The sequence below is a fragment of the Pseudomonas sp. Q2-TVG4-2 genome (assembly GCF_013620795.1).
GTDB lineage: Bacteria > Pseudomonadota > Gammaproteobacteria > Pseudomonadales > Pseudomonadaceae > Stutzerimonas.
Window position 1 is genome coordinate 99111 of sequence record NZ_LGLW01000006.1, and the last position, 25733, is coordinate 124843.

16 protein-coding genes and 1 pseudogene are annotated in these 25733 nt (G+C 63.4%); 10 read left to right on the plus strand and 7 right to left on the minus strand.

What is annotated here, in order from left to right; all coding sequences use genetic code 11:
• Window positions 1–214: 214 nt before the first annotated feature.
• From H3028_RS13870 to H3028_RS13885, 4 genes are all read left to right on the plus strand, one after another.
• Complete coding sequence (locus tag H3028_RS13870) at window positions 215–649, plus strand: PA2169 family four-helix-bundle protein (RefSeq protein WP_181297600.1); 435 nt, start codon at window positions 215–217, stop codon at window positions 647–649.
• A 201-nt stretch (window positions 650–850) separates the two neighbouring features.
• A complete protein-coding gene (locus H3028_RS13875; RefSeq protein ID WP_181297602.1) occupies window positions 851–1087 on the plus strand; it encodes a hypothetical protein in 237 nt (78 codons plus the stop codon).
• Window positions 1088–1141: 54 nt separating this feature from the next.
• Window positions 1142–1312, plus strand: a complete 171-nt coding sequence (locus H3028_RS13880; RefSeq protein ID WP_019341907.1) for a DUF1328 domain-containing protein — start codon at window positions 1142–1144, stop codon at window positions 1310–1312.
• Between the two features lie 480 nt (window positions 1313–1792).
• The gene (locus tag H3028_RS13885) at window positions 1793–3022 is read left to right on the plus strand and encodes a nucleoside recognition domain-containing protein (protein ID WP_181297603.1); all 1230 of its coding nucleotides are present in this window, start codon (window positions 1793–1795) and stop codon (window positions 3020–3022) included.
• A gap of 44 nt (window positions 3023–3066) precedes the next feature.
• Here H3028_RS13885 and H3028_RS13890 read toward each other — a convergent pair whose 3' ends face one another.
• The 5 genes from H3028_RS13890 to H3028_RS13910 all read right to left on the minus strand — a co-directional run bounded on the left by H3028_RS13890 (window position 3067) and on the right by H3028_RS13910 (window position 8384).
• Complete coding sequence (locus H3028_RS13890; protein ID WP_181297604.1) at window positions 3067–4089, minus strand: AbrB family transcriptional regulator; 1023 nt, start codon at window positions 4087–4089, stop codon at window positions 3067–3069.
• Window position 4090: 1 nt separating this feature from the next.
• The gene (locus H3028_RS13895) at window positions 4091–5605 is read right to left on the minus strand and encodes a tripartite tricarboxylate transporter permease (RefSeq protein ID WP_181297605.1); all 1515 of its coding nucleotides are present in this window, start codon (window positions 5603–5605) and stop codon (window positions 4091–4093) included.
• A 2-nt stretch (window positions 5606–5607) separates the two neighbouring features.
• Complete coding sequence (locus H3028_RS13900) at window positions 5608–6051, minus strand: tripartite tricarboxylate transporter TctB family protein (protein WP_181297606.1); 444 nt, start codon at window positions 6049–6051, stop codon at window positions 5608–5610.
• A 63-nt stretch (window positions 6052–6114) separates the two neighbouring features.
• Window positions 6115–7089, minus strand: a complete 975-nt coding sequence (locus H3028_RS13905; RefSeq protein ID WP_181297607.1) for a tripartite tricarboxylate transporter substrate binding protein — start codon at window positions 7087–7089, stop codon at window positions 6115–6117.
• 32 nt (window positions 7090–7121) lie between these two features.
• Window positions 7122–8384, minus strand: a complete 1263-nt coding sequence (locus H3028_RS13910; protein WP_181297608.1) for an OprD family porin — start codon at window positions 8382–8384, stop codon at window positions 7122–7124.
• 179 nt (window positions 8385–8563) lie between these two features.
• On the opposite strand from H3028_RS13910, the gene H3028_RS13915 reads away from it, so the two are divergent.
• Together H3028_RS13915 and H3028_RS13920 are read left to right on the plus strand one after the other, a co-directional pair.
• Window positions 8564–9235, plus strand: coding sequence for a response regulator (locus H3028_RS13915; RefSeq protein WP_181297609.1), 672 nt, complete (start codon window positions 8564–8566; stop codon window positions 9233–9235).
• Window positions 9228–10634 (plus strand): sensor histidine kinase, encoded by a 1407-nt coding sequence (locus H3028_RS13920; protein ID WP_181297610.1) that lies wholly within the window; start codon window positions 9228–9230, stop codon window positions 10632–10634. The genes H3028_RS13915 and H3028_RS13920 overlap by 8 nt, the downstream gene beginning before the upstream one ends.
• A 1-nt stretch (window position 10635) precedes the next feature.
• Here the strand turns inward: H3028_RS13920 and H3028_RS13925 are convergent.
• Window positions 10636–12536, minus strand: a pseudogene (locus H3028_RS13925) (diguanylate cyclase).
• A 452-nt stretch (window positions 12537–12988) separates the two neighbouring features.
• On the opposite strand from H3028_RS13925, the gene H3028_RS13930 reads away from it, so the two are divergent.
• Together H3028_RS13930 and H3028_RS13935 are read left to right on the plus strand one after the other, a co-directional pair.
• The gene (locus tag H3028_RS13930; RefSeq protein WP_181297614.1) at window positions 12989–13954 is read left to right on the plus strand and encodes a TAXI family TRAP transporter solute-binding subunit; all 966 of its coding nucleotides are present in this window, start codon (window positions 12989–12991) and stop codon (window positions 13952–13954) included.
• Window positions 13955–14078: 124 nt separating this feature from the next.
• A complete protein-coding gene (locus tag H3028_RS13935; protein WP_181297616.1) occupies window positions 14079–16631 on the plus strand; it encodes a TRAP transporter permease in 2553 nt (850 codons plus the stop codon).
• 112 nt (window positions 16632–16743) lie between these two features.
• On the opposite strand, the gene H3028_RS13940 is transcribed toward H3028_RS13935, so the two are convergent.
• Window positions 16744–18438 carry a Na/Pi cotransporter family protein gene (locus tag H3028_RS13940; RefSeq protein ID WP_181298145.1) on the minus strand — a complete coding sequence of 565 codons (1695 nt, stop codon included), beginning with the start codon at window positions 18436–18438 and terminating at the stop codon, window positions 16744–16746.
• A gap of 228 nt (window positions 18439–18666) precedes the next feature.
• Here H3028_RS13940 and recC point away from each other — a divergent pair, with 228 nt between their 5' ends.
• Complete coding sequence (gene recC, locus H3028_RS13945; RefSeq protein ID WP_181297618.1) at window positions 18667–22062, plus strand: exodeoxyribonuclease V subunit gamma; 3396 nt, start codon at window positions 18667–18669, stop codon at window positions 22060–22062.
• Window positions 22059–25607 (plus strand): exodeoxyribonuclease V subunit beta, encoded by a 3549-nt coding sequence (recB, locus tag H3028_RS13950; RefSeq protein ID WP_181297620.1) that lies wholly within the window; start codon window positions 22059–22061, stop codon window positions 25605–25607. Before recC ends, recB begins: the two co-directional genes overlap by 4 nt.
• The last annotated feature ends 126 nt before the right edge of the window (window positions 25608–25733 follow it).

Consider the following 25733-nt stretch of genomic DNA (forward strand, 5'->3'; position numbering starts at 1 on the left):
CCTGCTTTAGTCTACGAAAAGTCTTGCAAGTTGCACGGTGCCAGCGGGCCTTTCCTGCAGCATGCAATCAATTCTCAAGCGGAGCGGGCCTGTAAGTAGCTGATTGTAAAGGAACAACGGTTGTCTTTGTGCTGGCACGGGGCTTGCGGCTATACGCTGAACGCGCTTGATCGGTCGCAGCCGGCGGCGCCTCGCATCAGTATCCGGAGGCCCCATGAACCAGAACATGACCCAACTCAACGAGCTGATCGAAATTACCCGTGACGGCCAGCATTTTTATCAGCACGCGCTCGAGGTGGTGAAAGACGTCGAGCTGCAGCATCTATTTCGCGACATGGCACAGGCCAAGACCCACATCATTCAGGCGCTATCGGTGAAGGTCGCGGCCAACCAGGAGCAACCGTCCCAAGGTGGCACTACGGCGGGCAAGCTACGCGAGAAGTATGCCGATACCAAGGCCCGGCTTGGGCATGCCGATGCCGTGTACATCGATCAGTTGGACCAGACGGAAGAACGCATTCTGGCGGCGTTCGAGGACGCGCTGAAAACGGCTGAGCCCGACATTCGAGCGCTGTTGGCCATCGAACTTCCGAAAATTCGGGCTTGCCACGAGCGAATTCATGCGCTCAACCACGGTGCAGCCAATTGAAGCCGGACGCAGGGATTAGCCCGTCGTGCAAATCGCCCGGCACCGGATGCAGGCATCGTGCAATTTAAATTGACAGCTTGCTGGCTAGATCACTTAAGGAATTGAAGTTAAAGGGAAAATCTTATTATTAGAGCCTGGCATGAGGTCTGCAACATTAACTGCAAAGACAGACATGCCCCGCATGCTTAGAAGGAGTTGAGGATGAATCGTCAAGCACGTTTCTCACTGGTAGGCAAAGGTTTCCTTACTGCTGCTGTGGTTACGCTGATCGTTGGTGCCGAGCGGCCGATGTCGCAACCGTTCGGCCAGGAGCAGCCTCAGTCAGCGGAACGAATCCGTATGTACGACGCTCAACCAGTAGGGATTGTGCAAACCGGCCCTGCACCGAAGACGATTGATTACATGCAGGTGCGGTCGGAGCAGCGCTGGGTTTTCTAGCCGCAGGTCTGCGGGTCCCGCTGAAGATGTCCTGAACCGAAGAGGAGTTACACCATGCTGAGTTGGGCTATTACCTTCCTGATCATCGCCATCATCGCTGCGGTCTTGGGCTTCGGTGGTATCGCTGGCACCGCAACAGGCATCGCTAAAATCCTGTTCGTGGTTTTCCTGGTGCTGTTCGTCGCCTCGCTGATCTTCGGTCGAGGCCGCGGACCGCGTGCATAACGATGCAGTGACGCCGCCCGCAAGGGCGGCTGCAATACCGAGGGAAGCAGGATAGGCGGGACGCCGAGAATCGATACCTTCGCGCCTGATTGCGAAGGCAAGTAAAGAAGACGGGGTGATTCGCTCGGCGAACACCCGTCAGCCCGTGCAGCGGGGAACCAAGGGGTCGGGACGCTCTGTTCGGAGCGACCTAGGGGTACACGGAGTGCCTCCTTTGAAGGACCAGGTTCAGCGAAAGGCAACCGAAGGTGGGCCACCACCTTCGGCTTGCGATCTCTCCAGGGCTGATCGCCCTCCGTCCGGGCGAATCGTCAGGGCTCTTGCCCCCCATCGGGTCGGTATTCGACCAGCATACTTCTCATGTCACTGATCGTCTGAACGCGGAGTCGCTCGTCTTTCCGACGCACCGGCTATTCCTGTTCATGGCCGTTCTCCAGCCGCACCGCTATCATCGCGCGCAGTCACTCGTTGGAGAATCACATGCTCAACGGCCTCTGGCTGGGCTTTTTTCTGATCGCCGCGGTTGCCGCGCTTGGGCGTTGGCTATTAGGTGGCGATCCGGCCGTCTTTGCCGCGCTGGTCGAGAGCCTGTTCGCCATGGCCAAGCTGGCCGTGGAGATCATGATCGTGCTGTTTGGCACCTTGACGCTCTGGCTTGGTTTTCTGCGCATTGCCGAGAAGGCGGGCCTGATCGAGCAGCTGGCACGTCTGCTGGGGCCGCTGTTTCGCCGTCTGATGCCTGAGGTTCCGGCGGGCCATCCAGCGCTGGGGCTGATCACCCTCAACTTCGCTGCCAACGGCCTGGGGCTGGACAACGCGGCTACGCCCATCGGCCTGCGGGCCATGCGCGCGCTACAGGAGCTTAATCCCAGCAAGATGGTGGCGAGCAATGCGCAAATTCTGTTTCTCGTGCTCAACACGTCATCGCTGACGCTGCTGCCGGTATCGATCTTCATGTACCGCGTACAGCAGGGCGCCGAAGACCCGACCTTGGTTTTCTTGCCGATCCTGCTGGCCACCACCGCGTCGTCGCTGGCGGGGCTGTTGGCTGTGGCGCTGGTTCAGCGGCTGCGCATATGGGACCCGGTGGTGCTGGCCTATTTCATTCCCGGTGCGCTGCTACTCGGCGGGTTCATGGCGCTGCTTGCCGGGCTGTCGGCCACGGCCCTGGCTTCGCTATCCTCGCTGCTTGGCAACCTGACCCTGTTCGGCTTGATCATCGCGTTCCTGATCGTCGGGGCGCTGCGCAAGGTGCCGGTCTATGAAAGCTTCGTCGAAGGTGCCCAGGAAGGCTTCGATGTCGCCAAGAGCCTGCTTCCCTATCTGATCGCCATGCTCTGTGCGATCGGTGTCCTGCGCGCTTCCGGCGCGTTGGACTTCGGGCTGGATGGCATTCGCTGGTTGGTCGAAGCACTGGGCTGGGATACCCGCTTCGTCGACGCGTTGCCTACCGCGCTAGTCAAGCCTTTCTCCGGCAGCGCCGCTCGCGCAATGCTGATCGAGACCATGCAAAGCCAAGGCGTTGATAGCTTCCCGGCACTGGTCGCGGCGACCGTGCAAGGCAGTACCGAGACGACCTTCTATGTGTTGGCGGTGTATTTCGGTGCGGTTGGTATCCAGCGAGCACGGCACGCGGTGGGATGCGCGCTGGTGGCGGATTTCGCCGGAATCGTGGCGGCGATTTTGGTTTGCTACTGGTTTTTTGGTTAACGGTGCAACGATGCCGAATGATTAATCCGCGCATCGTCGCATGCTTAGTTCGCAATCCGTTGCCAGAGCCGAAACAGAGGCTCGGCCAGGAACATCACCAAGAACAATCGCAACACCTGCAGCGCGGTGACCAGCGCCACTGACAGCTGCAGCGCCTCGGCCGTCAGGCACAGTTCCGTGATGCCGCCGGGCATCATGCCCAGCATCAGAGAGGTCTGGTTGAGTGTCGCCACCCACCCTAACGCTTCGGCCAGGCCCGCCGCGGCGAGCATCGCCAGCACAGTGAACAGCAGGATGCGCAGCAGGAACGCCGGCGCGCTGCGAAAGAATGGTCGATCGAAATGACAGCCCAGCGAGCAGCCTATTAGCCACTGGCCGAGTTGGCCGACGCCGTCCGGTAGCCCTAGATGCAGATCGAATGTTGCGCTCGCCACCGCACAGACGGTCAGCGGGCCGAGCATCCAGGGGTTGGGCTGGTTGAGCTTCTTCCACAGCAGCGCCAGCAGGGCGCCACCCGGTAGCAGTACGGCGAGCCATGGCCAACTGACCGGCGCGGGCTGCGGCGCATCCACCGCTGGCAGGCTCCAGGTGAACAGCGCAGGGACGATCAGCACCACCAACAGAAGGCGCAGGCTGTGGGCCGCGGCGACCATGGCCGGCTGCGCCGCGTGGCGCCCGGCCAGGTTAACCATCTCGCTGGCCCCGCCCGGCATGCTGGCGAAGAAAGCCGTGGCGCGGTCCGTACCGCTGCGCAGGAGGATGGAGATGCCGATCAGGCTCAGCAGCAGGGTGCACAGCGCACCGGCGAGAATCACGCCGAGATGCTCGACAACTTGCTGCATGACTTCATGGGTGAAATGCAGGCCGATGGCACTGGCAATCAACCATTGCCCGGTCTGTCGGCCGCGCGGCAGTTCCGTCAGCAGCCAGCCGCTGCAGCGTACGGCAATGACCGCCAGCAACGAGCCAACCATCCAGGGCAGCGGCCAGTTGGCCAGGCTGGCCAGCCAGCCACCGAGGGCGCCGACCAGCGGCGTCGCCCACCATCCCGGAAGCTGGCGCGGCATATCAGGCGTGCGCTGCGTTCAGCTTGGTGCGGCGGCGCTGACGCCACCAGCGCAGCCCCGGCATCGCCAGCATCAGCACGGCCATCAGCCAGAGGATGATCGTGATCGGGCTGCCCCAGAGAATGCCCAGATCGCCGGCTGAGATCGACAGCGCGCGGCGTAGATTGTCTTCCATCATCTCGCCAAGCACGAAGCCAAGGATCAGCGCGGACAACGGGAAGTCCAGCTTGCGCAACAGGTAGCCGAACACGCCCAGACCGATCATCAGCACCAGGTCGAATGTAGTGCTATGGACCGAATAGACGCCCACCACGCTGATCGCCGTAATGGCCGGCACCAGCACCCAGTTGGGCACGCTGAGCATCCTGGAGAACAACCCGACCAGCGGGATATTCATCACCAGCAGGATCACGTTGCCGATGAACAGCGACGCGATAAGCCCCCAGACTACGTCCGGCTGCTGTTCGAACAGCAGCGGACCGGGGGTGATGTTGTACAGCGTCAGCGCACCGATCATCACCGCCGTAGTGCCCGAGCCCGGCACGCCGAGGGTCAGCATCGGAATCAGCGAACCGCAGGCCGAGGCGTTGTTAGCGGCTTCTGGGGCGGCCAGACCACGCAGGTCGCCTTCACCGAACTTGCCGCTGTCGCCGGCCATGCGCTTTTCGCTCATGTAGGTCATGGCGCTGGCGATGGTGGCGCCGGCTCCGGGCAGGGTGCCGATGACGAAGCCGGCCAGGGCGCTGCGCACCATGGTCCAGAAGGTCAGGCAGAACTCCTTGAAGTTGAACAGCAGACGGCCGCTGGCCTTCACCGCTTTCTGCCCGCTGTGGGTTTTTTCCAGCATCAGGAGCACTTCGCTGACACTGAAGAAACCTATCACCACGATGACGAACTGAATCCCATCTGACAGGCTCACACTTCCGAAGGTGAAGCGGTAGACGCCGGTGGTGGAGTCCACACCGACGGTGGCCAGCCCCAGCCCGATCAACGCCGCCATCAGGGTCTTCACCGGCTTATCGCCAACCATGCCGCCGAGGCAGGCGATGGCGAAAATCATCAGCACGAAGTACTCGGCCGGACCGAAGGCCACCGCCCACTTCGCCAGCAGCGGAGCGAACAGCACCACGCCGCAGGTGGCGATGATGCTGCCGATGAACGAGCTGACCGCCGACAGTGACAGCGCGATACCCGCCTTGCCCTGACGCGCCAGCGGGTAGCCGTCGAGCGTGGTCATCACCGCGGCGGCATCGCCCGGGACGTTGAGCAGAATCGCCGAAATGCGTCCGCCATATTCACAGCCCAGGTACACCGCGGCCAGCAGGATCAGCGCGGTTTCCGGCGGCAGACCCAAGGCGAATGCCAGCGGCAGCAGCAGCGCCACGCCGTTGATTGGGCCCAGCCCAGGCAGCAGGCCAACGATGGTGCCGACGAAGGCGCCGAACAGTGCCACGAGCAGGTTCGTCGGCCGCGTGGCGACATCGAAGCCCTGCATCAAAAAATTCAAGGTTTCCATTTTCAGCTCTCCAGCAAGCGCAGCACGCCGAGCGGCAGCGGCACATCAAGCAACAGGTCGAACAGGCCGTAGAGCAGCACGCCCATCAGTACACCGCTGATCAGCGAGGGCCACAGGCGGCCGCTGAACAGCAAGCCCAGGGTGAATGCGGCCAGCGCCGTGGTAATGACGAAGCCGAGCTTCTCGAACAGCAGCGCGTAGGCCAGCAGCACCAGCACGCAAAGCGCGGCGCGCCGGGCCATGGCCCAGTCGAATGGCGGCGTCGGCTCGCCATGGGGCTTGATCAGCAACCACAGCGCGCCGCAGCCCATCAGAAACAGCAACAGCAGCGGATAGGCGCGCGGACCGACCGGGTCGTAGGCGAAGGGCGCTTCGAAACCCCAGGCGAGCAGCGCGAGACCGGCGCAGGCGAGCAGCCACACCGCGGCAAAAACACGAACGTACATGGCGGAATACCTCGGGAGGAGCGGGTAGCGGCTGCCCTCTGGAAGCCGCCACCCGCAGGGGTGTTACTTGACCAGTCCGAACTCGGCGGCGAGCGCCTTGTAGTCGGCGACCTGCTTGTTGACAAAGGCCTTGAGCTCGTCACCCGTCATCGACAGCGGGAAGAGGTCACGCTGTTCACGCAGCTGGGCGAAATCTTCATCGGCCAGCAGGGTGTCGAACTGCGTCTTCCACCAGTTGAAATCCTCGTCGCTGACTTCCGGGCCCATGTAAAAGCCGCGAATCACCGGCCAGCTGATGTCGTAGCCCTGCTCCTTGGCGGTCGGAACATTCGACATTTTGCCTGGCAGCCGCTCATCAGAAAGCACGGCGAGGATGCGGATCTTGCCGGCATCGAGCTGTGGCGCGACTTCGCCCAGGCCGCTGCTGGTGACCTGCACGTGGCCGCCGAGCATGGCCGTCAGGGTCTCGCCGCCGCCTTCGAAGGCCACGTAACGCAGCTTCTTCGGATCGACGCCGGCGGCGCGGGCGATCAGCGCGGTCTGCATCCAGTCCTGACCACCAATGGTGGCACCGGCACCGAAGACGACGCTGCTGGGGTCTTTCTTCACGGCGGCGATGAGGTCGTCGAGGTTCTGGTAAGGCGCGTCCTCGCGGACCGAGATGGCGCCATAGTCGGTGCCAATACCGGCCAGCCAGCGCACGTCGGTTTCGTCATAGCGGCCGAACTTGCCCTGCGCCAGATTCAGCAGCGAACCGCTGGAAAACGCAGTGATAGTTGCCGGGTCGGCGGCGCGCTGGGCGATCACGGCGTTATAGGCCACCGCACCGACGCCGCCGGGCATATAGGTGACCCGCATAGGCGCCTCGAGCAAACCTTCATCCTTCAAGCCGCTCTGGGCCAGTTTGCAGGTCAGATCGAAGCCACCGCCGGGCTTGGCCGGCGCAATGCATTCGGGGCGCTTGGGCTCGGCCATCAGCTGGCTGGATAGCATCAGGCAGGACGAAAGCAGGGCAAAATGGCGGATTGCGGTTTTCATGGGTGTTCTCCTTGGTTCTTATTATCGGCGGCTTACCAGATCGGCAGGCTGTAGCTGACGATCAGGCGGTTTTCGTCGGCGTCACGAGCAAAATTCGAGCGGAACATCGCATTGCGCATGCGCACGGCGACGTTCTTCAGCGGCCCGGTCTGCACGACGTACTTGAGCTCAATGTCGCGCTCCCATTCGCTGCCGTTGCTGCCACCGTTGTATTCGGCGTTGTCGCCAGAAATGTAACGGGTCAGGAAGGTCAGTCCGGGCACCCCGATGGACGCGAAGTTGTAGTCGTAACGGGCCTGCCAAGAACGCTCGTCGGCGTTGGCGAAGTCATTGATCTGGACGAAGTTGACCAGGTAGGGGTCGCCGCCGTCGATGTAGGCATAGCCGGTATCGCCGTTCATTTGCTGATAGGCCAGGCTGAGCTTGTGGCCGCCGAGGCTGTAACCCAGCATGCCATTCCAGGCCTGGTTGTCGATCTTGCCGGCATTCGCCGCGCCGGTGTCATCGCTGACCATCAGGCGCAGGTCGGCAGTCAGCGCCGAGTCTTCGCCCAGCGGCTGCACCGCCTGAAGGTTGAAGAAGTGCTGGCGATAGATGTCGTCGAGTTCGGCGGCGTAGTAGGTTCCGGTGAAGCGGTCGCTGAAATCGTACTTCGCCCCGACGAAGGTCAGGTGATCGGCCTCGGCAGCGCTGTCGAAACGGCCATTCTTGTTGTTCAGCTGCAGGTCCTGGGAGTTGGTCGAAGCACGGTCGATGACCTTGTCCATGCGTCCGCCTGTCAGGGTCAGGCCGGTCACGTCCTGGGACACCAGCAGGGTGCCTTCGAATACCTGGGGCAGGGTGCGGCTGTCACTGGCTTTCACCACCGGGGTTTCCGGAATATGGCTGCCGTAGCGCAGTTCTGTCTCGGAAAACTTCGCCTTCGCCGTCAACCCGAGCCGGCTGAACTCATCTGGCGTGCTGCCATCGTCGCGTACCGGGAGCAGGTCGGTGCCGGTGCGGCCGCCGCCTGAATCGAGCTTGATGCCGAGCATGCCCATGGCATCGAGACCGAAGCCAACGGAGCCTTCGGTGAAGCCCGATTCGATATTGAGCAAAAAGCCTTGCGACCACTCTTCGCGCTTGGACTGGCCGGAGCCTTCGCGAAAATCGCGATTGAGATAAATGTTCTGGGTTTGCAGGGTCGCGCTGCTGTCTTCGATGAAATCGGCCTGAGCCAAGGGCGCCAGCGAGGCGGCTGCGATGGCGAGCGCAAGACGAACGTGTGCGGGGTTGCTTCTGACGGCAGTCAGCATCCTGTATCTCCACTGTTGTTTTTGTTGTGACGGCGTTTGGCCGTTGCAGGTGGTTCGAGCCACCTGAATGCGATCCTAGGCGGCGAAACTTTCGCCAGGCTTTCATGGTTGAAAGCAGCGTCTGGCGCGCCTTTGTCGCTACACTGGCGGTCCGTTCCGTGTGTGGCAGAGGACAGGCAATGCGGATTCTTCTGGTCGAGGACCACCCCCAGCTCGCTGAAAGCGTGGCGCAGGCGCTGCGCGCGGCAGGCTGGACGCTGGATCTGCTGGATGATGGGGTGGCGGCCGATCTGGCATTGGCTACCGAGGATTACGCGCTGGCGATCCTTGACGTTGGGCTGCCGCGGCTCGACGGCTTTCAGGTGCTGGCGCGGCTGCGCGAACGCGGCAAGACCTTGCCAGTGTTGATGTTGACCGCGCGCGGCGAGGTGACCGATCGGGTGCATGGGCTCAATCTTGGCGCCGACGACTATCTGGCCAAGCCGTTCGAACTGTCCGAGTTGGAAGCGCGGGTCAAGGCGTTGTTGCGGCGCAGCGTGGCCGGCGGTGAGCGGCAGCAAAGCTGCGGTGCGCTGGTCTACGACCTGGACGCTCGACGCTTCAGCCTCGATGGCCAGCCGTTGAGCCTGACATCGCGGGAGCAGGCGGTGCTCGAGGCGCTGATCGCCCGACCCGGGCGGGTCATGAGCAAGGATCAGTTGGCCGCGCAGGTTTTCGGCCTCGATGAAGACGCCAGCGCCGATGCCATCGAGATTTATATCCATCGGTTACGCAAAAAGCTCGAAGGCAATGCGGTGCGCATCGTCACCTTCCGCGGCCTGGGCTATCTGTTGGAGGCGGTAAGTGCCTGATGCGTCGCCACCGCTCGCTGGGAGCTTGCGTGCCGGCCTGTTGCGTTGGCTGGCGGTGCTGCTGACCGTATTGCTGGTGTTCAGCGGTTGGAGTGCCTACTGGAATGGCCGGGCGGCTGCCGATTCCGCCTATGACCGTACCCTGCTGGCTTCGGCGCGTGCCATCGCTGAGGGGCTGGTCGCCAATGACGGCAAGCTGCGCGCCAATGTGCCCTATATCGCACTCGATACCTTTGCCTATGACAGCGCCGGGCGCATCTATTACCAGGTGCTAGATACCCAAGGGCGCCTGATCAGCGGCTACGAAGAGCTGCCAGCCCCAGGCGCGGAAATCCGCCGCACCGACGACTATCCTGCCCTGGCGCGCTTCTACGATGGCGAGTTCCGGGGTGAGGGCGTGCGTCTGGTCAGCCTGTTGCAGCCGGTCAGCGAGCCGGAGCTCAACGGCATCGCCGAGATCCGTGTGGCCGAAACCCTGGGCGCCCGGGAACGCATGGCACGCAGCCTGCTGACCGACACGCTCTGGCGGGTCGGCCTGCTGGCAATCACCGCGCTGCTGCTGGTATGGCTGGCAGTGAGCGCCGCACTGCGACCGCTGGGCAAACTCAGTGAAGCGGTGGAGCTGCGCCAGCCGGACGACTTGCGGCCGTTGCCCATGGTGACGGTGCAGCGTGAGCTCAAACCGCTGGTGGCTGCGCTCAATCATTTCACCGAGCGATTGCGCGGCCAGTTCGAACGTCAGGCGCAGTTCATCGCCGATGCTGCCCATGAGCTACGCACACCGCTGGCCGCGCTCAAGGCGCGAATCGAGCTGGGCCTTCGGGAACAGCAGCCGCAGCGCTGGCAGGAGACGCTGGAAGAAGCCGGGGCGCATACGGACCGGGTCATTCATCTGGCCAACCAGTTGCTGTCGCTGGCACGCATCGAAAGTGGCGCGCAGGCGATTGCCGAGGGCGGCGCACAGCAACTCGATCTGAGCCAGCTGGCCCGCGAACTGGGGCTGGCTATGGCCGCGCTGGCGCACAAACGTGGCGTTGCCATCGCCCTGGAGGCGGATCGTCCGGTGTGGATTCAGGGTGAGCCGACGCTGCTCAGCGAGCTGCTGAGCAACCTGCTGGACAACGCCTTGGCGCATACGCCGAACGGCGGCAACGTAGTGCTGCGCGTGCGGGACGAGGGAGTGCTGGAGGTCGAGGACGATGGGCCGGGGATCGCCCCGGAGGAGCGCGATAAGGTTTTCGCGCGCTTCTATCGACTGCAGCAACAGGGGCAAGGCGCCGGCCTCGGGCTGGCCATCGTCGGTGAGATCAGCCGCGCCCACCGCGCCACCATCGAACTGGGCCAAGGTGCCTTGGGTGGGTTGCTGGTCAGGCTGCGCTTTCCATCCAACATCAGCTGACTCAGGTCACTTTGCTCGTCTCGCTGGTTACCACCTGATTGCGGCCATTGCGCTTGGCCCGGTAAAGCGCGGCATCGGCGGCGGCGAGCAGTTGCGCTGCAGAGCGAGCCATGGGGGGCTGGAGCGTCGCCACGCCAATGCTGACAGACAGAGCCAGGCGGGTATCACCGCAGGTTGGGTGCAGCTTGGCGACGGCCGCGCGGATCCGTTCGGCCTGCTCATCGGCTTGTGGCTGTCGGTGCCCGGCAGCGCCATGACGAATTCCTCGCCGCCGTAGCGCGCCACCACGTCGCCGGCGCGCTGGCCGTGCTGCTTGAGCGTGGCGGCGACAAGCCGCAGACATTCGTCACCAAAGGCGTGCCCGTAGGTGTCATTGACCTGTTTGAAATGATCGATATCCAGCAACATCACTGAGAGAGGTTTCTCGATGCGCTGCGCGCGGCGAATCTCCTCTTCGATCATCAGATCGAAGTGACCACGGTTGGATAGCTGCGTCAGCGCGTCGGTGGTGCTCATGCGGGTCAGTTGCACGTTGACTTGCTCCAGGCCGCGCTTGGCCTCCTCCAACGCTTTGGTACGTTCGTGGACTCGTGCTTCCAGCATTTCGTTGGCGCGCTTCTGGGCGTCCAGCGCCTGCTGCTGGGCGCGCAGGTGCGATTCACGCTCCTGGGCCAGCGCTTCGGAGGCTTCCAAGGCCATATGCTGCGCCTGGATGCGATGCACCCGTTCGAAGTTGATGCGCTCTGCCAGCGCCATGGAAAGCAACACGAATTCAGCGAACATGCCGAGCATTTGGCCGTTGATCGCCCAGCCGTTTGGCGGCAGCACTCCCGCCAAGGCCAGAATATGAGCCATGGTGAACAGCAGCAGGGCCCCCCAGGCAATGGTGAACAGGCGCGCCGAGTTGTTGCCCTTGACCCATAAGGTAATCAGCACAGCGGTTGCCAGCACGCTCTGAAACAGCGCAGCGAACTCCAGCCCAAGATGATTGCCCAGCTTCGGAACAAGCAGAATGATCAGTATCACGCCACCCCAATGAAGTGCCGCCAGTTGGGTGGCACGCCAGACCCAGCCGCCGTAACGGCGTATGTCGAGGAAGCGGCTGGCAAACAGCAACGGGATGAAGAAGCACAGCGCTGACGAGAGCCCGTAGAAGCGGTGCGAAATCGGTGGCGCGTGTGGCCAGAGGAAAAGCTGTCCGAACCCGGTGTTGACCGAGATATAGAACATGGCGCTCAGTAGATACAACAGGTACAGCAGGTAGCTGACGTCGCGGGTAAAAACCATCAGGCTGGCGTTATACAGCAGGATGACCAACATGCCGCCGAAGAATACGCTGACCAGCGCTGTGTCGCGGATCTTGCTCTCGCTGAAGCTGGCCTCGTCGGTAATGAGCAGCGGTAATGCGATGATCTCTGGAGCCCGCACGTGCATGTACACCACTGCGGCAGGTTCTTCTTGCAGATCCAGCGGAAAAACCAGGCGATGATCGGCGATGGGGCGGTTGCTCATCGGCACGGTATCGCCGGCCAGCATCAGCGGGCCCCAGCGACCGCTCGCTGGGTAAAACAACCGCACCTCGACGCGGTTGAGTACCGGCCAGCTCAATAGCAGATACCAGGTATGCGGCGGCTGCGCTTTGCTATCGATGGCGAAGCGCAGCCAGGCGCCGTCGTCCTGCTTGCCCAGGTTGGGCTTGCTGAGCGGCTGCCACTGCCAGTCAGCGGTACGAGCCTCGCCGAAGCTGGCGAAGGGGCTGCCGAGCCTGTATTCAACCCCGCCGACTCGCAGTGGCACCGAAGACTCACTGACAACTGCGGGTCTGAAGGCCTCATCAGCGAACAAGGAAGGGGATCCGAGCAGCACATACAGGCAGCTCAACAGCAGAAGACATAGGCGCATGAACCGAAACCCTCCTCGAACGCTCGCGCTACCGGCATCGCGGACCGTACGGGTTCAAATGCATAGTCGGCCGCTGAAATTTGGCGCCAATAAAAGATACGTTCTGAGACAGCATATTGCCATCACTGTTGGTCGGTTCGGTGGTCTCACGGCCTGAAGCGCCCCTCGTAGCACGCCGATCCGACAAGCGGGTGGGTTAAGCACGTCGCAGCTGACTTTCGGAGCTGAACATGTGCGGTATCCGTCGGTGAGGCGGGACGGCACCTTGGGTCTGACAGGCTCGGGTTATTGCTACGAGGCGGGGCACGGCTATTCAGGCTCGCCAGAGGATAGCGATCATATGTAGCAGACGCCTCTCGCGAAATCTGATGGCCTGCTAGACTCCCATCTTCTCGCCGATGCTCACGAGGCAGCGCGAGGCAATCCAAAACAAACTAATAAGGAGTGAATCCATGAAAGGCAAATCCTTGGCATGGATATTTTCCGCCGCGTTGGCGGGGACTGGTCTGAGCGGTGTGGCTCAGGCGCAAGAACAATTCGTGACCATCGGTACCGGTGGTCAGACGGGCGTCTACTACGTCGCCGGTCAGTCGATCTGCCGCTTCGTCAACCGTAACGCCGAAGACCTCAAGTGCAACGCACCTGCCAGTGGCGGTGGTGTGGCTAACGTCAACGGCCTGCGCAGTGGCGAATTCAATTTCGGCATCATGCAGTCGGACCATCAGTACAAGGCGATGGAAGGTCTGGAGCCGTTCAAGAACGAAGGCGCGATGGATGACATCCGTGCGGTCTTCTCGCTGCAGAGCGAAGTCTTCACCGTGCTGGCGCGCCGTGACGCCAACATCAAGGGCCTGGACGACCTCAAGGGCAAGCGCGTCAACATCGGCAACCCCGGTTCCGGCCAGCGTGACACCCTCGAAGAAATCATGAAGGAAAAAGGCTGGGACAAGTCAGTCTTCAGCCTGGCCGCCGAACTCAAGCCGGCCGAGCAGGCCAGCGCTCTGGGCGACAACAACATCGATGCCATGACCTACTTCGTCGGTCACCCCAACGGCGCGATCCAGGAAGCGACTACCACTGTCGATGCCGTTCTGGTGCCGATCACTGGCCCGGAAATCGACAAGCTGCTGTCCGAGAAGTCCTACTACACCAAGGCCGAAATTCCGGGCGGCATGTACAAGGGTAACGACACTGCGACCCAGTCGATCGGTGGCAAGGCGGTCCTTTCGACCACCTCCAAGGTCGACGCGGATGTGGTCTACAAGCTGGTCAAGTCGGTGTTCGAGAACATCGAGCGCTTCCAGCGTCTGCACCCGGCATTCAAGGATCTCAAGCCGGAAGACATGATCAAGGTCGGCCTGTCCGCCCCGCTGCATGAAGGTGCCGAGCGCTACTACAAGGAACGTGGCTGGATGTAACGGTTAATAGACCTGCTGCGCCGTTGCGGCGGGTCTACCGTTCGCGGCTTTTGCCTGAAAACCCGTGTGCCTGGCGCCGCGGGTTTTCGCGGTTTCCGTTACCTGAAATAACAGGCCTCATTTCATGCAAGACAAACAACTCTCCACCGAAGAGCTGATCGCCAAGGACGTCGGTGCGCGGCTGCCCGAAGGCGCCATGGCGAAACTGATCGCAGGCCTGGCGCTGCTCTGGTCGCTGTTTCAGCTGTGGATCGCTTCGCCGCTGCCGTTCATGCTGCGCGTCGGCGTTTTCAACAACACCGAAGCCCGGGCGATTCATCTCGCCTTTGCGCTGCTCCTGGCTTTTCTGGCCTACCCCGCTTTCAAACGGTCGCCGCGAGATCGCGTGCCATTGATCGATATCGCGCTTGGGCTGATTGCCGCCGCGAGTGCCGGATACCTCTTCGTTGCCTATGAGCAGCTGGCACAGCGCCCTGGCAATCTCACCACCATGGATCTGGTTACCGCCTGTATCGGCATACCCCTGCTGCTCGAGGCCACGCGCCGCGCGCTGGGCCCGGCACTGGCAATCATCGCGCTGATTTTTCTCGGCTACAGCCTGGCCGGGCCGTACATGCCAGGTCTACTGGCACACCGTGGCGTCAGCTTCACAGCCCTGGCCAACCATCAGTGGATCACCACCGAAGGCGTGTTCGGTATCGCGCTCGGCGTTTCCACCAGTTTCGTGTTCCTCTTCGTGCTGTTCGGTGCGCTGCTCGAACGCGCCGGCGCGGGTCACTATTTCATCCAGTTGGCCTTCAGCATGCTCGGGCATTTCCGTGGCGGCCCGGCGAAGGCGGCGGTCGTAGCCTCAGGCATGACCGGCCTGATTTCCGGCTCCTCGATTGCTAACGTGGTCACTACCGGTACATTCACCATTCCGATGATGAAGCGCACCGGATTTTCATCTGAGAAAGCCGGTGCCGTGGAAGTGGCTTCTTCGGTCAACGGCCAGATCATGCCGCCCGTCATGGGCGCGGCCGCCTTTCTGATGGTCGAGTATGTCGGGATCCCCTATGTCGAGGTGATCAAGCATGCCTTTCTGCCAGCGCTGATTTCCTACATTGCGCTGGTCTATATCGTTCATCTCGAGTCGCTCAAACTCGGCCTGACCGCCTTGCCGCGAGCAAACGTGGCCAAGCCGTGGATGCAGCGGTTGATCGGCTTCGTCTTTGGCGTTGCGCTGATTTCCGGTATCTCGCTGGGCGTCTACTACGGCCTCGGCTGGCTGAAGCCGGCTCTCGGTGACGCGGCGATCTGGGTCATTGGTGCCCTGCTGACGGTGGTCTACCTGGGGCTGTTGAAGGTCGCCGCGAGCAATCCGCCGCTGCCGCCCGAGGACCCTGACGCGCCGCTGGAGAAGCTGCCACAGACTCGTCCGGTGCTATTGTCCGGCCTGCATTTCCTGCTTCCGGTCGTGGTGCTGGTGTGGTGCCTGATGGTCGAACGGCTGTCGCCTGGCCTGTCCGCATTCTGGGGCTCGGTGATGCTGATCATTATCCTGCTGACCCAGCGGCCGCTGCTCAGCTGGATGCGCCGCGACGGTAGCCATCAGCACGGCACGTTCATGGATGGTCTGGTCGACCTGCGCGAAGGCCTGATTGCTGGCGCGCGCAACATGATCGGCATCGGTATCGCCACCGCGGCGGCAGGAATCATCGTCGGCGCGGTGTCTCAGACCGGTGTCGGTCTGGTGCTGGCCGACCTGGTCGAGCTGCTGTCGATGGGCAATTTGATGCTGATGTTACTGCTCACCGCCTTCCTCAGCCTGATCCTCGGTATGGGCCTGCCAACCACTGCCAACTACATCGTGGTATCGAGCCTGCTGGCACCTGTGGTCGTGGCGCTGGGGCAACAGAGCGGACTGATCGTGCCGTTGATTGCCGTGCACTTGTTCGTCTTCTATTTCGGCATCATGGCGGACGTTACGCCACCCGTTGGCCTGGCCTCGTTCGCCGCGGCTGCGGTGTCCAAGGGCGATCCGATCAAGACCGGGGTGGTGGCGTTCTATTACAGCCTGCGCACTGCGGCGCTTCCCTTCCTGTTCATCTTCAATACCGACCTGTTGCTGATCGACGTGAATTTCTGGCACGGCGTCGTGATCTTCGTCATTGCGACAGTGGCGATGCTGATTTTCGCGGCGGGTACACAGGGTTACTTCCTGGTGCGTAGCCGCTGGTACGAAAACATCCTGCTGCTGCTGATCGCCTTCACCCTGTTCCGTCCCGGATTCTGGATGGACATCGTGCACGATCCCTATCGCGACATTCCTCCGTCACAGCTGGTCCAAGCGATGGAAATGGTCGATGAGGATAGCCAGCTGCGCCTGCGCATCCGCGGCGAAGATGCGGTCGGTGATGTGCGTGACTTCAGCCTGCTGGTCGCTATTCCGGACGGCGAAACGGGTGAAGAGAAGCTGGAAAAGCTCGGCCTGATGACGTACGAAGAAGACGGTAAGGTGCTGATCGACAGCGTGACCTTCGGTAGCCAGGCTGCCGAGCTGGGACTGCAGTTCGACCAGGAAATCCTAGCGGTTCGTGCACCCACCGATCGCTGGGCCAAGGAATGGATGTGGTTGCCTGGTCTCTTGCTGTTCGGCCTCGTGGTGTGGATGCAACGACGGCGCACACGGGACTGACCGTTTCGCCATCGCTGACCTAGCCCCGGCCATGCCAAGCATCGCCGGGGCTTTTTTCTCGTGCTGGTCGGCGTGATCGGGCAGTTGGGTGCCCCTGCGCGAAGTAGTTCGATCAGGCCGGCTTGCCGGGAGGCAGTTGCTGCTTGGTTATCCGTGTATCGCGAGCATTCTGTGCTTCACCCGTTGCGCGGGCTTTACCGGTGCCAGGGCCTTCCAGCGCCGCATAAGCGGCGCTGCAGAACAATGAGTTCAGACGCTTCATATCGGCGATCAGCTCCAGATGAGCGGCGCTGGTCTCGATGCTTTCGACTACCTGCTGGTGCAGGCGATGCACATGAGCATGGGCCAGCTCGCGCTCGCGCTTGCGGAACTGGCGCTTCTGCTGCAGCAATTGGCGAGCGCTGTGCGAGTCGCCGGACAGGAACACCGACAGGCCCAGCGCGAGGTTGGCGCTGAGTAATCCGTGCAGTTGGCTAAGTTCGTCCAGGCCGGTATCGGAAAAAGAGCGGCGCTTGGATGTCTTGATGTTCTGCACCTTGCCGAGCATGTGCTCGATGATGTCGCCGGCCTGCTCCAGGTTGATCGCCAGTTCGATGATTTCCGCCCAGCGTCGGCTTTCCTGATCGGCCAGGTCTTCACGCGGCATGCGCGCCAGGTATAGCTTGACCCCGCTGTAGAGGGCATCGACATCGTCATCCAGGCGGCGGATCTCTTCGCCCGGTTCCGGTCGATCCTCGCGCAGCGCCTCCAGCAATCGTGCCAGCATGGTTTCCACCAGATCGCCGATGCGAAGGGTTTCACGTGTGGCATTGGCCAAGGCCAGCGTCGGCGTGTCCAGCGCAGTGGGATCGAGGTGGCGCGGTTGGGCGATGCCGTTATCGATCACACGCTCGGGCATCAGCCGTTCGCAGAGGCGGGCCATCAGCCCGACGGTGGGCAGCAGCAGCAGGCAGCGCAGCGAGTTATAGGCCAGGTGGAAAGCGATTACCTGCGTCTGCGCGCTGTAGCCGAGCGTGCCCATCCAATTCACCAGCATCGGCAGGAAGGGCAATATAAGCAGCCCGGCGAGCTTGTAGAGCAGATTACCCAGCGCCACGCGCCGTGCCGACACGGGTTGCGCGGTGGCGTTGAGCCAGGCCAATACGCCGCTGCCGACATTCGCTCCGATGACCACGCCCAGCGCCACCGGGAGGCTGATCAGGCCGGCGCTGGCCAGGGTCGCGATCAACAGGACGGCTGCCAGGCTGGAATAAGCGAGCACGGCGAAGACCGCGCCCAGGACGACCGCCAGCAGGGTGTCGCCAGCCAGTGAGGAGAACAGCACGCGCATGCCGCGGGCTTCGGTGATGGGTTCGGCGGCCTGCACGATCAGCTGCAAGGCGAGAATGATCAGGCCCAGGCCGATCAGCACGCGTCCGAGCTGGCCGGCACGGGTCTGTTTGCGTGACAGGAACAGGCAGACGCCGAGCAGGGTGAGCAATGGCGAGAGCCAGGACAGATCCAGCGTCAGCACCCGTGCCATCAGCGCAGTACCGACATCGGCACCCAGCATGATCGCCAGCGCAGTAGGCAGTGCCATCAGGCCCTGAGCGACGAAGGAAATCGCCAGCAAGGCGGTCGCGTTGCTGCTTTGCACCAGGGCGGTGACACCGATACCGGCACTGAATGCCAGTGGCGAATTGGCCATACTGTGGCCCAGCAACCGCCGCAAATGCGAGCCATAGACGCGCATGATGCCGGTTCGCACGATATGCGTGCCCCAGACCAGCAGGGCAATGGACGAAAGCAGGTGCAGCAGCGTCAACATCAGGCGGTTTTCTCCGGCGAGCGGCGAATGGCGAGCGCTTGCGCCGATCGGCGCGATACGGACCACGGGATATCCGGTTGACCTCCCCGCGGTTGCCCCGTTCACGATTCTGTCGCGAGCGGTCTGCGCGACACATCTTGTCGCGCGCTTGGCGCACGATCTCGCTGTCACTCGCTAGCCAGGCAGGTGGCCTGTAACCTATCCACTTCGTTTTTCAGCGGTCTGCCCATGCTCAGCCTTTACCACGCTCCCGACCTGGAAACCCTCGGCGAACTGGCCACCACGCTGCTGGCCCAGCCGCTCAGCGATCCCTTCGCCCCTGCGCGGGTGGTGGTGCCGAGTCAGGGCATGGGTCGCTGGTTGACCCTGGAGCTGGCGCGCAAGCAGGGCATTGCCATGCAGCTGGAAATGCAGTTGCCGGCCAAGTTCGCCTGGGATCTGAGCCGCGCGGTACTGGGCAGCCTGCCGGAGCAGTCGGCGTTTTCGCCGTCGACCCTGACCTGGCGCCTCTACGGCTGGCTATGTGAGCCACTCAACCTTGAATTGGCGCCTCGCCTGGCGCTGTACCTGGACGGTGGCGATGAGCGCCGGCGTCTGAGCCTGGCAGCGAAGATCGCTGACACCTTCGACCAATATTTGCTCTATCGAGACGACTGGCTGGCTGCCTGGGAACGCGGTGAGATGCTTGATCTCGGCCCCGACGAGGGTTGGCAGGCGCTGCTGTGGCGCGAGTTGACCAAGGATGGCCACCCGCACCGCGCGCGCCTGCTCGGCGATCTGCTTAAGCGTCTCTATGACGATCAGCCCCTGACCGACTTGCCCGAGCGTTTGCTGGTGTTCGGCATCAGCAGCCTGCCGCCGCATCATCTGCGCGTGCTCGAAGGGCTGGCGCGGCACATCGAGGTGGTGATCTGCGCGCTCAACCCCAGCCGCGAGGCCTGGGGTGAGATTCGTGATATCCGCGAACTGGCCCGGCAGTCCACCGGTCCGGCCACGCGGCCGGAGCGCGTTGCGAGCGAAGGGCAAGGTTCTAACGCAGCCCGTTCGAGCGCGGCAGCATTGCCCCAGCCGACCGGGCCGGATGACTGGTATCTCGATGTCGGCCACCCGCTGCTGGCCAGCCTCGGCAAGCAGGGTCGCGACTTCTTCGATTCGCTGTTCAGTCTCACCTCGAATGAAGGCAGCCAGGAGATCGGCCTGTATTCCGAAGACGAGGACCTGCGCGACGACAGCCTGCTGCATGCGCTGCAGAACGACATTCTGCGCCTGCGCACGCGGCTTCCGGAGGAGCATATGACACTGGCGCAGAGCGACCGCTCGCTAGAGGTGCACATCGCCCACTCGCCATTGCGTGAGGTGGAAATCCTTCACGACCAGCTGCTGGCGCGCTTCGCCGCGAACCCGACGCTGACCCCGGATCAGGTGGTGGTCCTGACGCCCGATATCGAGCGTTATGCACCCTTCATCGAAGCCGTATTCGCCAGCCGAGAAGGCGTCCCGCGGATTCCTTACAGCCTCGCTGACCGCAGCCTGCGCGCCGAGATGCCGCTGATCGAGGCGTTCCTCGAATTGCTGATGCTGGCCCAGAGCCGTTTCGCTGCCGAGGAAATTCTTGCCTGGCTGGAACAGCCGGCCATCGCCCGTCGCGCCGGCATCGAAAACGAAGACCTGCCGCTGCTACGCGACTGGCTGCGAGAGGCCGGGGTACGCTGGGGCCGCGACGGCAGCCAGCGCGCCCGTCTCGGCTTGCCGGACGAATCGGCCTTCACCTGGCGCCAGGGCTTGGATCGCCTGTTGCTTGGCTTTGCCGCACCGCCGCAGCTGGCCGGCGATTCTGCTCCGCTGCTCGGAGATCATTGGCCGCTGGATGCGCTGGAAGGCGCGCGCGGGCAATTGTTGGGACGGCTGGTCGAGTTCGTCGAGCGTCTCGGCAACCTCGCCGACCAGCTGGCGCGGCCACGTCCGCTGGCCGAGTGGGCGGGCGATCTGCAATTGCTGATTGATACCCTGTTCGATGAGCGCGAGGCCGGTGACACCCTGCTGTTGCTATCCCAGGCCTGTGCATCGCTGCGCGACCAGGCGCAGGCCGCGAACCTTGATCGGCCCATCGAGCTGGAACTGGTGCACCAGCAGCTCAGTGCTGCGCTGCAGCAGGGCGGCGGCGCCTCGGGATTTCTCACCGGCGCAGTGACCTTCTGCACCATGGTGCCGATGCGCAGTCTGCCGTTTCGCGTGGTTTGCCTGCTGGGCCTGGACGACGGCGCTTTTCCAAGACGCACGCCACCGTCCGGCTTCGACCTGATCGGTCGCCACCCACGGCGCGGTGATCGTGCGCGACGGCTCGATGATCGCTATCTGCTATTGGAGACGTTGCTGTCTGCGCGGGAGGCGCTGTACCTGTCTTATGTCGGCCGCGACCCCCGCGACAATGCCGTGCTGCCGCCATCGGTGCTGCTCAGCGAAGTGCTCGAAGCCGTCGATATGACCGCCGTCTGCAGGAGCGAGCTTGCTCGCGATCCTGCCAGCACCGATGCCTTGCAGCCGAAAGAGCTAAAGGCTAGCGAGAAAATCCTCGTCGCCCACCCACTGCAGCCATTCGCCCCTGGCAACTTCGCCAATGCGACCTGTGCCGGTTTCTCGCTGCCCTGGTTTCGTGCCGCGCAGCGTCTGGCGCAGCCGCCGCAGCGGGAGCCGCAGCCCTTCTCCAGTCTGTTGGATGAGCCGGATGAAGCCTGGTTGACCATCGAACCGTCGCAGCTGCTGCAATGTTTCCGCCATCCGGCGCGCTTCCTGCTGGAGCAGCGCCTTGGCCTGCGCCTGGCCGATGCTCAGGAGGCGCTTGCCAGCGACGAGCCCTTCGATTTGGAAATGCCGGCCTGGAACGGCCTGCGGCGCCTCTCGCTGCAAGCTCTGGAACATGGCTGGAGCGACCTTGAGGAGCGCCGTATGGCCTGTGCGGCGGGCTGGCTGCCGGCCGGCGAGCTGGGCCAGGCATTGTGGGGCAAGCTGCGCGGCCCGGTGCGTGCGTTCGCGCCGAGATTATTCGAAATGCGCCCGCAGGATGTGCCACAGCCCTTGCCCGTGGATATCACGTTGGCCGGCGTGCGGGTGCACGGCTGGCTCGATGGCGTAACCCCGGCGGGGTTGTTCGGCTGGAAACTCGGCCGCCTCGGCGAATGGGACCTGCCGCCGTTCTGGCTGCGCCACTTGTTACTCAATCTGTCCACGCCGGGCATCGAACGCAACAGCCTGATGCTTTCACCCGCGGGCGACTGGCAGCTGGGGCCGCTGCCGAATGCCGCCGCGCTGCTTGAGCCCTGGCTCGCGGCTTATCGCAGCGCCATCCGTGAACCCTTGCCGTTGTTGCCGCGCAGCAGCCATGCCTTCGCCAGGGGCTATCGCAATCCGACGCGCGGCAGCGAACCGCTGGAGTGCGCCCGCAAGCGCGCCCGCGAAGCCTGGCTCGGTGCCGAGTTCAGCCCCATCGCCGCCGAGGCGGAAGATCCCTGGAACGCGTTGGCGTTCCGTGATCGCGATCCGCTCGACGCACGTTTCGAAATCCTGGCCGAACAGCTGATCGGTCCAGCATTGGATGCCCTGGCTGAAGAAGAGGAGCAAGCATGAAACTCGACCTGCTCGACTCGTCTTTCGACGGCCGCTCGCTGATCGAGGCGAGTGCCGGCACCGGCAAGACCTGGACGCTCACTGCGCTCTACGCCCGTTTGCTGCTGGAGCGGCAACTGTCGGTGGGGCAGATTCTGGTGGTCACTTACACCACTGCCGCCACCGCCGAACTGCGCGAGCGCATTCGGGCGCGTCTGGTCGATCTGCTGGCGGTCTATGAAGGTACGCCAAGCGGCGACGACTTCCTCAACCGCCTCCATGCGCGCTTTCCTGACGAGGCCGCGCGGCGCCGTTTGTTGCTGGCCGTGCATGGCTTCGATGAAGCGGCAATTTTCACTATTCACGGCTTCTGCCAGCGCGCGCTGCAGGACGCAGCCTTCGAAGCGGGCGGCGATTTCGACAGCGAGCTGACCGCCGACGACCGGGAAATCATCGATGCGCTGCTTGCCGACGCCTGGCGCAGCGAGCTGGCCGACGCCGATCCGGCCTGGGCACGCTTCCTCGCCAAGAGCCGCATCACCCCGGTGTGGCTGCGCCAACGGTTGCGCAGCCACCTGGGCAAGCCCTATTTGCGGGTCGAGCCGCAGGAAGTGCCGGCCGCTGCCGATCTAAGTGAAACCGAAGCGGCCTGGCAACGCGCTGCGTCGCTCTGGACGACGGTGGGCACGGCTTGGGTGGCCGAGCTGTTCGCCCATGGCGGGCTCAGCCAGAGCACTCACAAGCGCATCAAGTTCGAACTGTGGCGCAGCGAGCTCGACGCCTATTTCGCCGATCCAGCGGTCATGTTCGATCTGCCCGACGGCGTTACCAAATTCGGCGTGCGCGCGCTAAGCAAGGCCTGCAAGAAGGGCTTCGATGCGCCGGTATGCGAACTGGCCCATGCGCTGGACGAGCTGGCCGACCGGGTGGCGGAGGCATTGCCAGCGGGGAAGCGGCGATTGATTGCGTTGCAGGTGGCTCTGCTCGAACGACTCAACCGCGAGCTGCCGGAGCGCAAGGCGGCGCAGCGGCTGTTGGCCTTCGACGACCTGCTCAATCGCCTCGATCAGGCACTGCAAGGTGCGGTCGGCGAGGGCCTGGCGGCCTCGCTGCGAGCGACCTATCCGCTGGCGCTGATCGACGAATTTCAGGATACCGACCCGATCCAGTATGCCATCTTCAACCGCATCTACGCCAAGGGTGGTGATGCCTCGCTGTGCTTTGTCGGCGACCCCAAGCAAGCGATCTACGCCTTCCGTGGCGCGGACCTCGCGACCTACATGACGGCGAAGCAGCAGGCCGATCGCGCCCCGTTCAACTTGCCGACCAACTACCGCTCGACGCCGGAGCTGATTGCCGCGCTGAACCAGCTGTTCGACCACCCGCAGCCATTCGCCCAAGGCGATCTGCAATACCCGCCAGTGGGTGCGGCCAAGAAGTCGCGCGCCACCCTGCGCCTGGTGGAGGAGGGCGAGGCGGCACCGCTGTCTCTGGTCTGGCTCGGTGACGATCCGCTGGGCAAGGGCGACGCCGGGCAACTGGCGGCGAGCGACACCGCGCGACGCATCGCCCTGCAGTTGGCCGCAGCCGTCGAGGGCCAAGCCGGCTTCGATAGCGACGGCCAGTTCAGCGCGCTCAAAGGCGGCGATATCGCCGTGCTGGTGGCCAACCACCGGCAGGCCGGGATGATCGCCGACGAGCTGGCCGCGCGCGGCGTGCCCAGCGTGCGCCGTGGGCGCGACAGTGTCTGGCGCAGCGAGGAGGCCACCGAACTGGCCGCGGTACTCGCCGCTTATGCCGAGCCAGGACGCGAAGGTCTGCTGCGCTATGCTTTGGCCACGCGGTTGCTGGGCCGTAGCGCGGCCGATCTGGCGTGCTGCCAGGACGATCAACAGCAATGGGATGCCGAGCGTGAAGCGGCCGAACGCTATCACCAGCTCTGGCAGCAACAAGGCTTCATGCGTGTGTTCCGTGCCTGGCTCGACGAGCAGGCCGTGGCCGAGCGGTTGCTGGCGCGTGTCGATGGCGAGCGCCGGCTGACCAACCTGTTGCACCTCAGCGAACTGCTGCAGGCCGAAAGCCTGCTGCGCCCTGGGCTGGAGCCCTTGCTCGCCTGGTTCAACGCCCAGCGTGGCAGCGAAGGTGCTGGTGAAGAGGCACTGCTGCGCCTGGAGAGCGATGCCGAACGGGTGCAGATCGTCACCATCCACACCAGCAAGGGCCTCGAATACCCGCTGGTGTTCTGTCCGTTTCTCTGGGACGGCAAGCTGCTGGGCAAGAACCGCGACAGCGCGCGCTGCCATGACGTTAACGGTCAGCCGCTGCTGGACCTCGGCAGTCAGGCACTGGAGGAGAACCTCGAGCGCGCCCGTCAGGAGGTGTTCGCCGAGCAGCTGCGCCTGGCCTATGTCGCGCTGACTCGTGCCCGCGACCGCCTCTGGCTGCATTGGGGGCCGGTGAACCTGTGCAAGCCAAAGAAGGACGGCAGCCTGGCGGATGAAGGCCTGCACACCAGTGCGCTGGCCTGGCTGCTGCACGGCCGCGAGCTTACTGGGGCTCAGCCATTGACCGAGCTGGGTAACCACCTGGCCGATCTCAACGGCGGTAGCCTGCGCCTGGCTATCGAGCGGCTGGTCCAGCAGAGCGACGGCACCATGGCCTGCCTGCCGCTTGAGGCGCGCGAAGCCAACGCACAGGGCCCGGGCCGAGCGACCCCACCGCAGCAGTTGTCGCAGCTCAACCGCAACCTGCACAGTGCCTGGCGCATTGGCAGTTTCTCCGGTCTGGCGGCCGGCATGCATATGGAGGCGCCGGACCGCGATGCCCTGGCCATCCCCGATGCCGGCGAGCCGGGCAGCGGTTTCTTTGCTTTTCCCCGCGGCGCACGTGCGGGTACCTGCCTGCACGCGATTCTCGAAGACTGGGCGCGCGACAAGGGCGCATTGGCGGAGCTGATCGAGCCGGCGCTACAGGCGTTCGGCCTGCCGCTGGAGTGGAAGGAGATCGCCAGTCAGCATTTGCAACGGGTGCTTGATACCGATCTGAATGGCGACGGCCTGACGCTCGCCGCGTTGCAATCCGCTAAACGCCTGCCGGAGCTGGGCTTCACCTTCCCGGTGCAAGAGCTCGACGTGATGCGTCTGCGTGCTCTACTGACGGACCCGGCCAGCGGCCTGGCCGCCCCGCTGCGTGAGGCCGCGACGCGGTTGGAATTCGACAGCCTCAAGGGCTTTCTCAAAGGCTTTATCGACCTGACCTTCGAGCACGACGGGCGCTGGTATATCGCCGACTACAAATCCAACTGGCTCGGCCCAGATGCCGGCTACTACGGCGGCGAGCGGCTGCTGCAGGCTTTGGCGGGCGAACATTACTACCTGCAATACCTGATCTACCTGGTGGCGTTGCGGCGCTTCCTGCGTCAGCGACTGGCCGATTTCCGCGACGAGCAGCTGGGAGGTGCCTTCTACCTGTTTCTGCGCGGCATGCCGGACGCGGGCGTGTATTTCGCGCGTCCGGATGATGCTTTGCTCGATGCATTGGATCGGCTGTTCGAGGAGGGCAAATAATGATGAGCTTAGCTTTTGTAGGAATTGCCGTTCTAGTGAACCCTCCATCCGCTTTGGTAGGAGCCAGCTTGCTGGCGACCGGGGGGCACGAGAAACACATCACCAGCCAACCCGCTCCCACAGTTG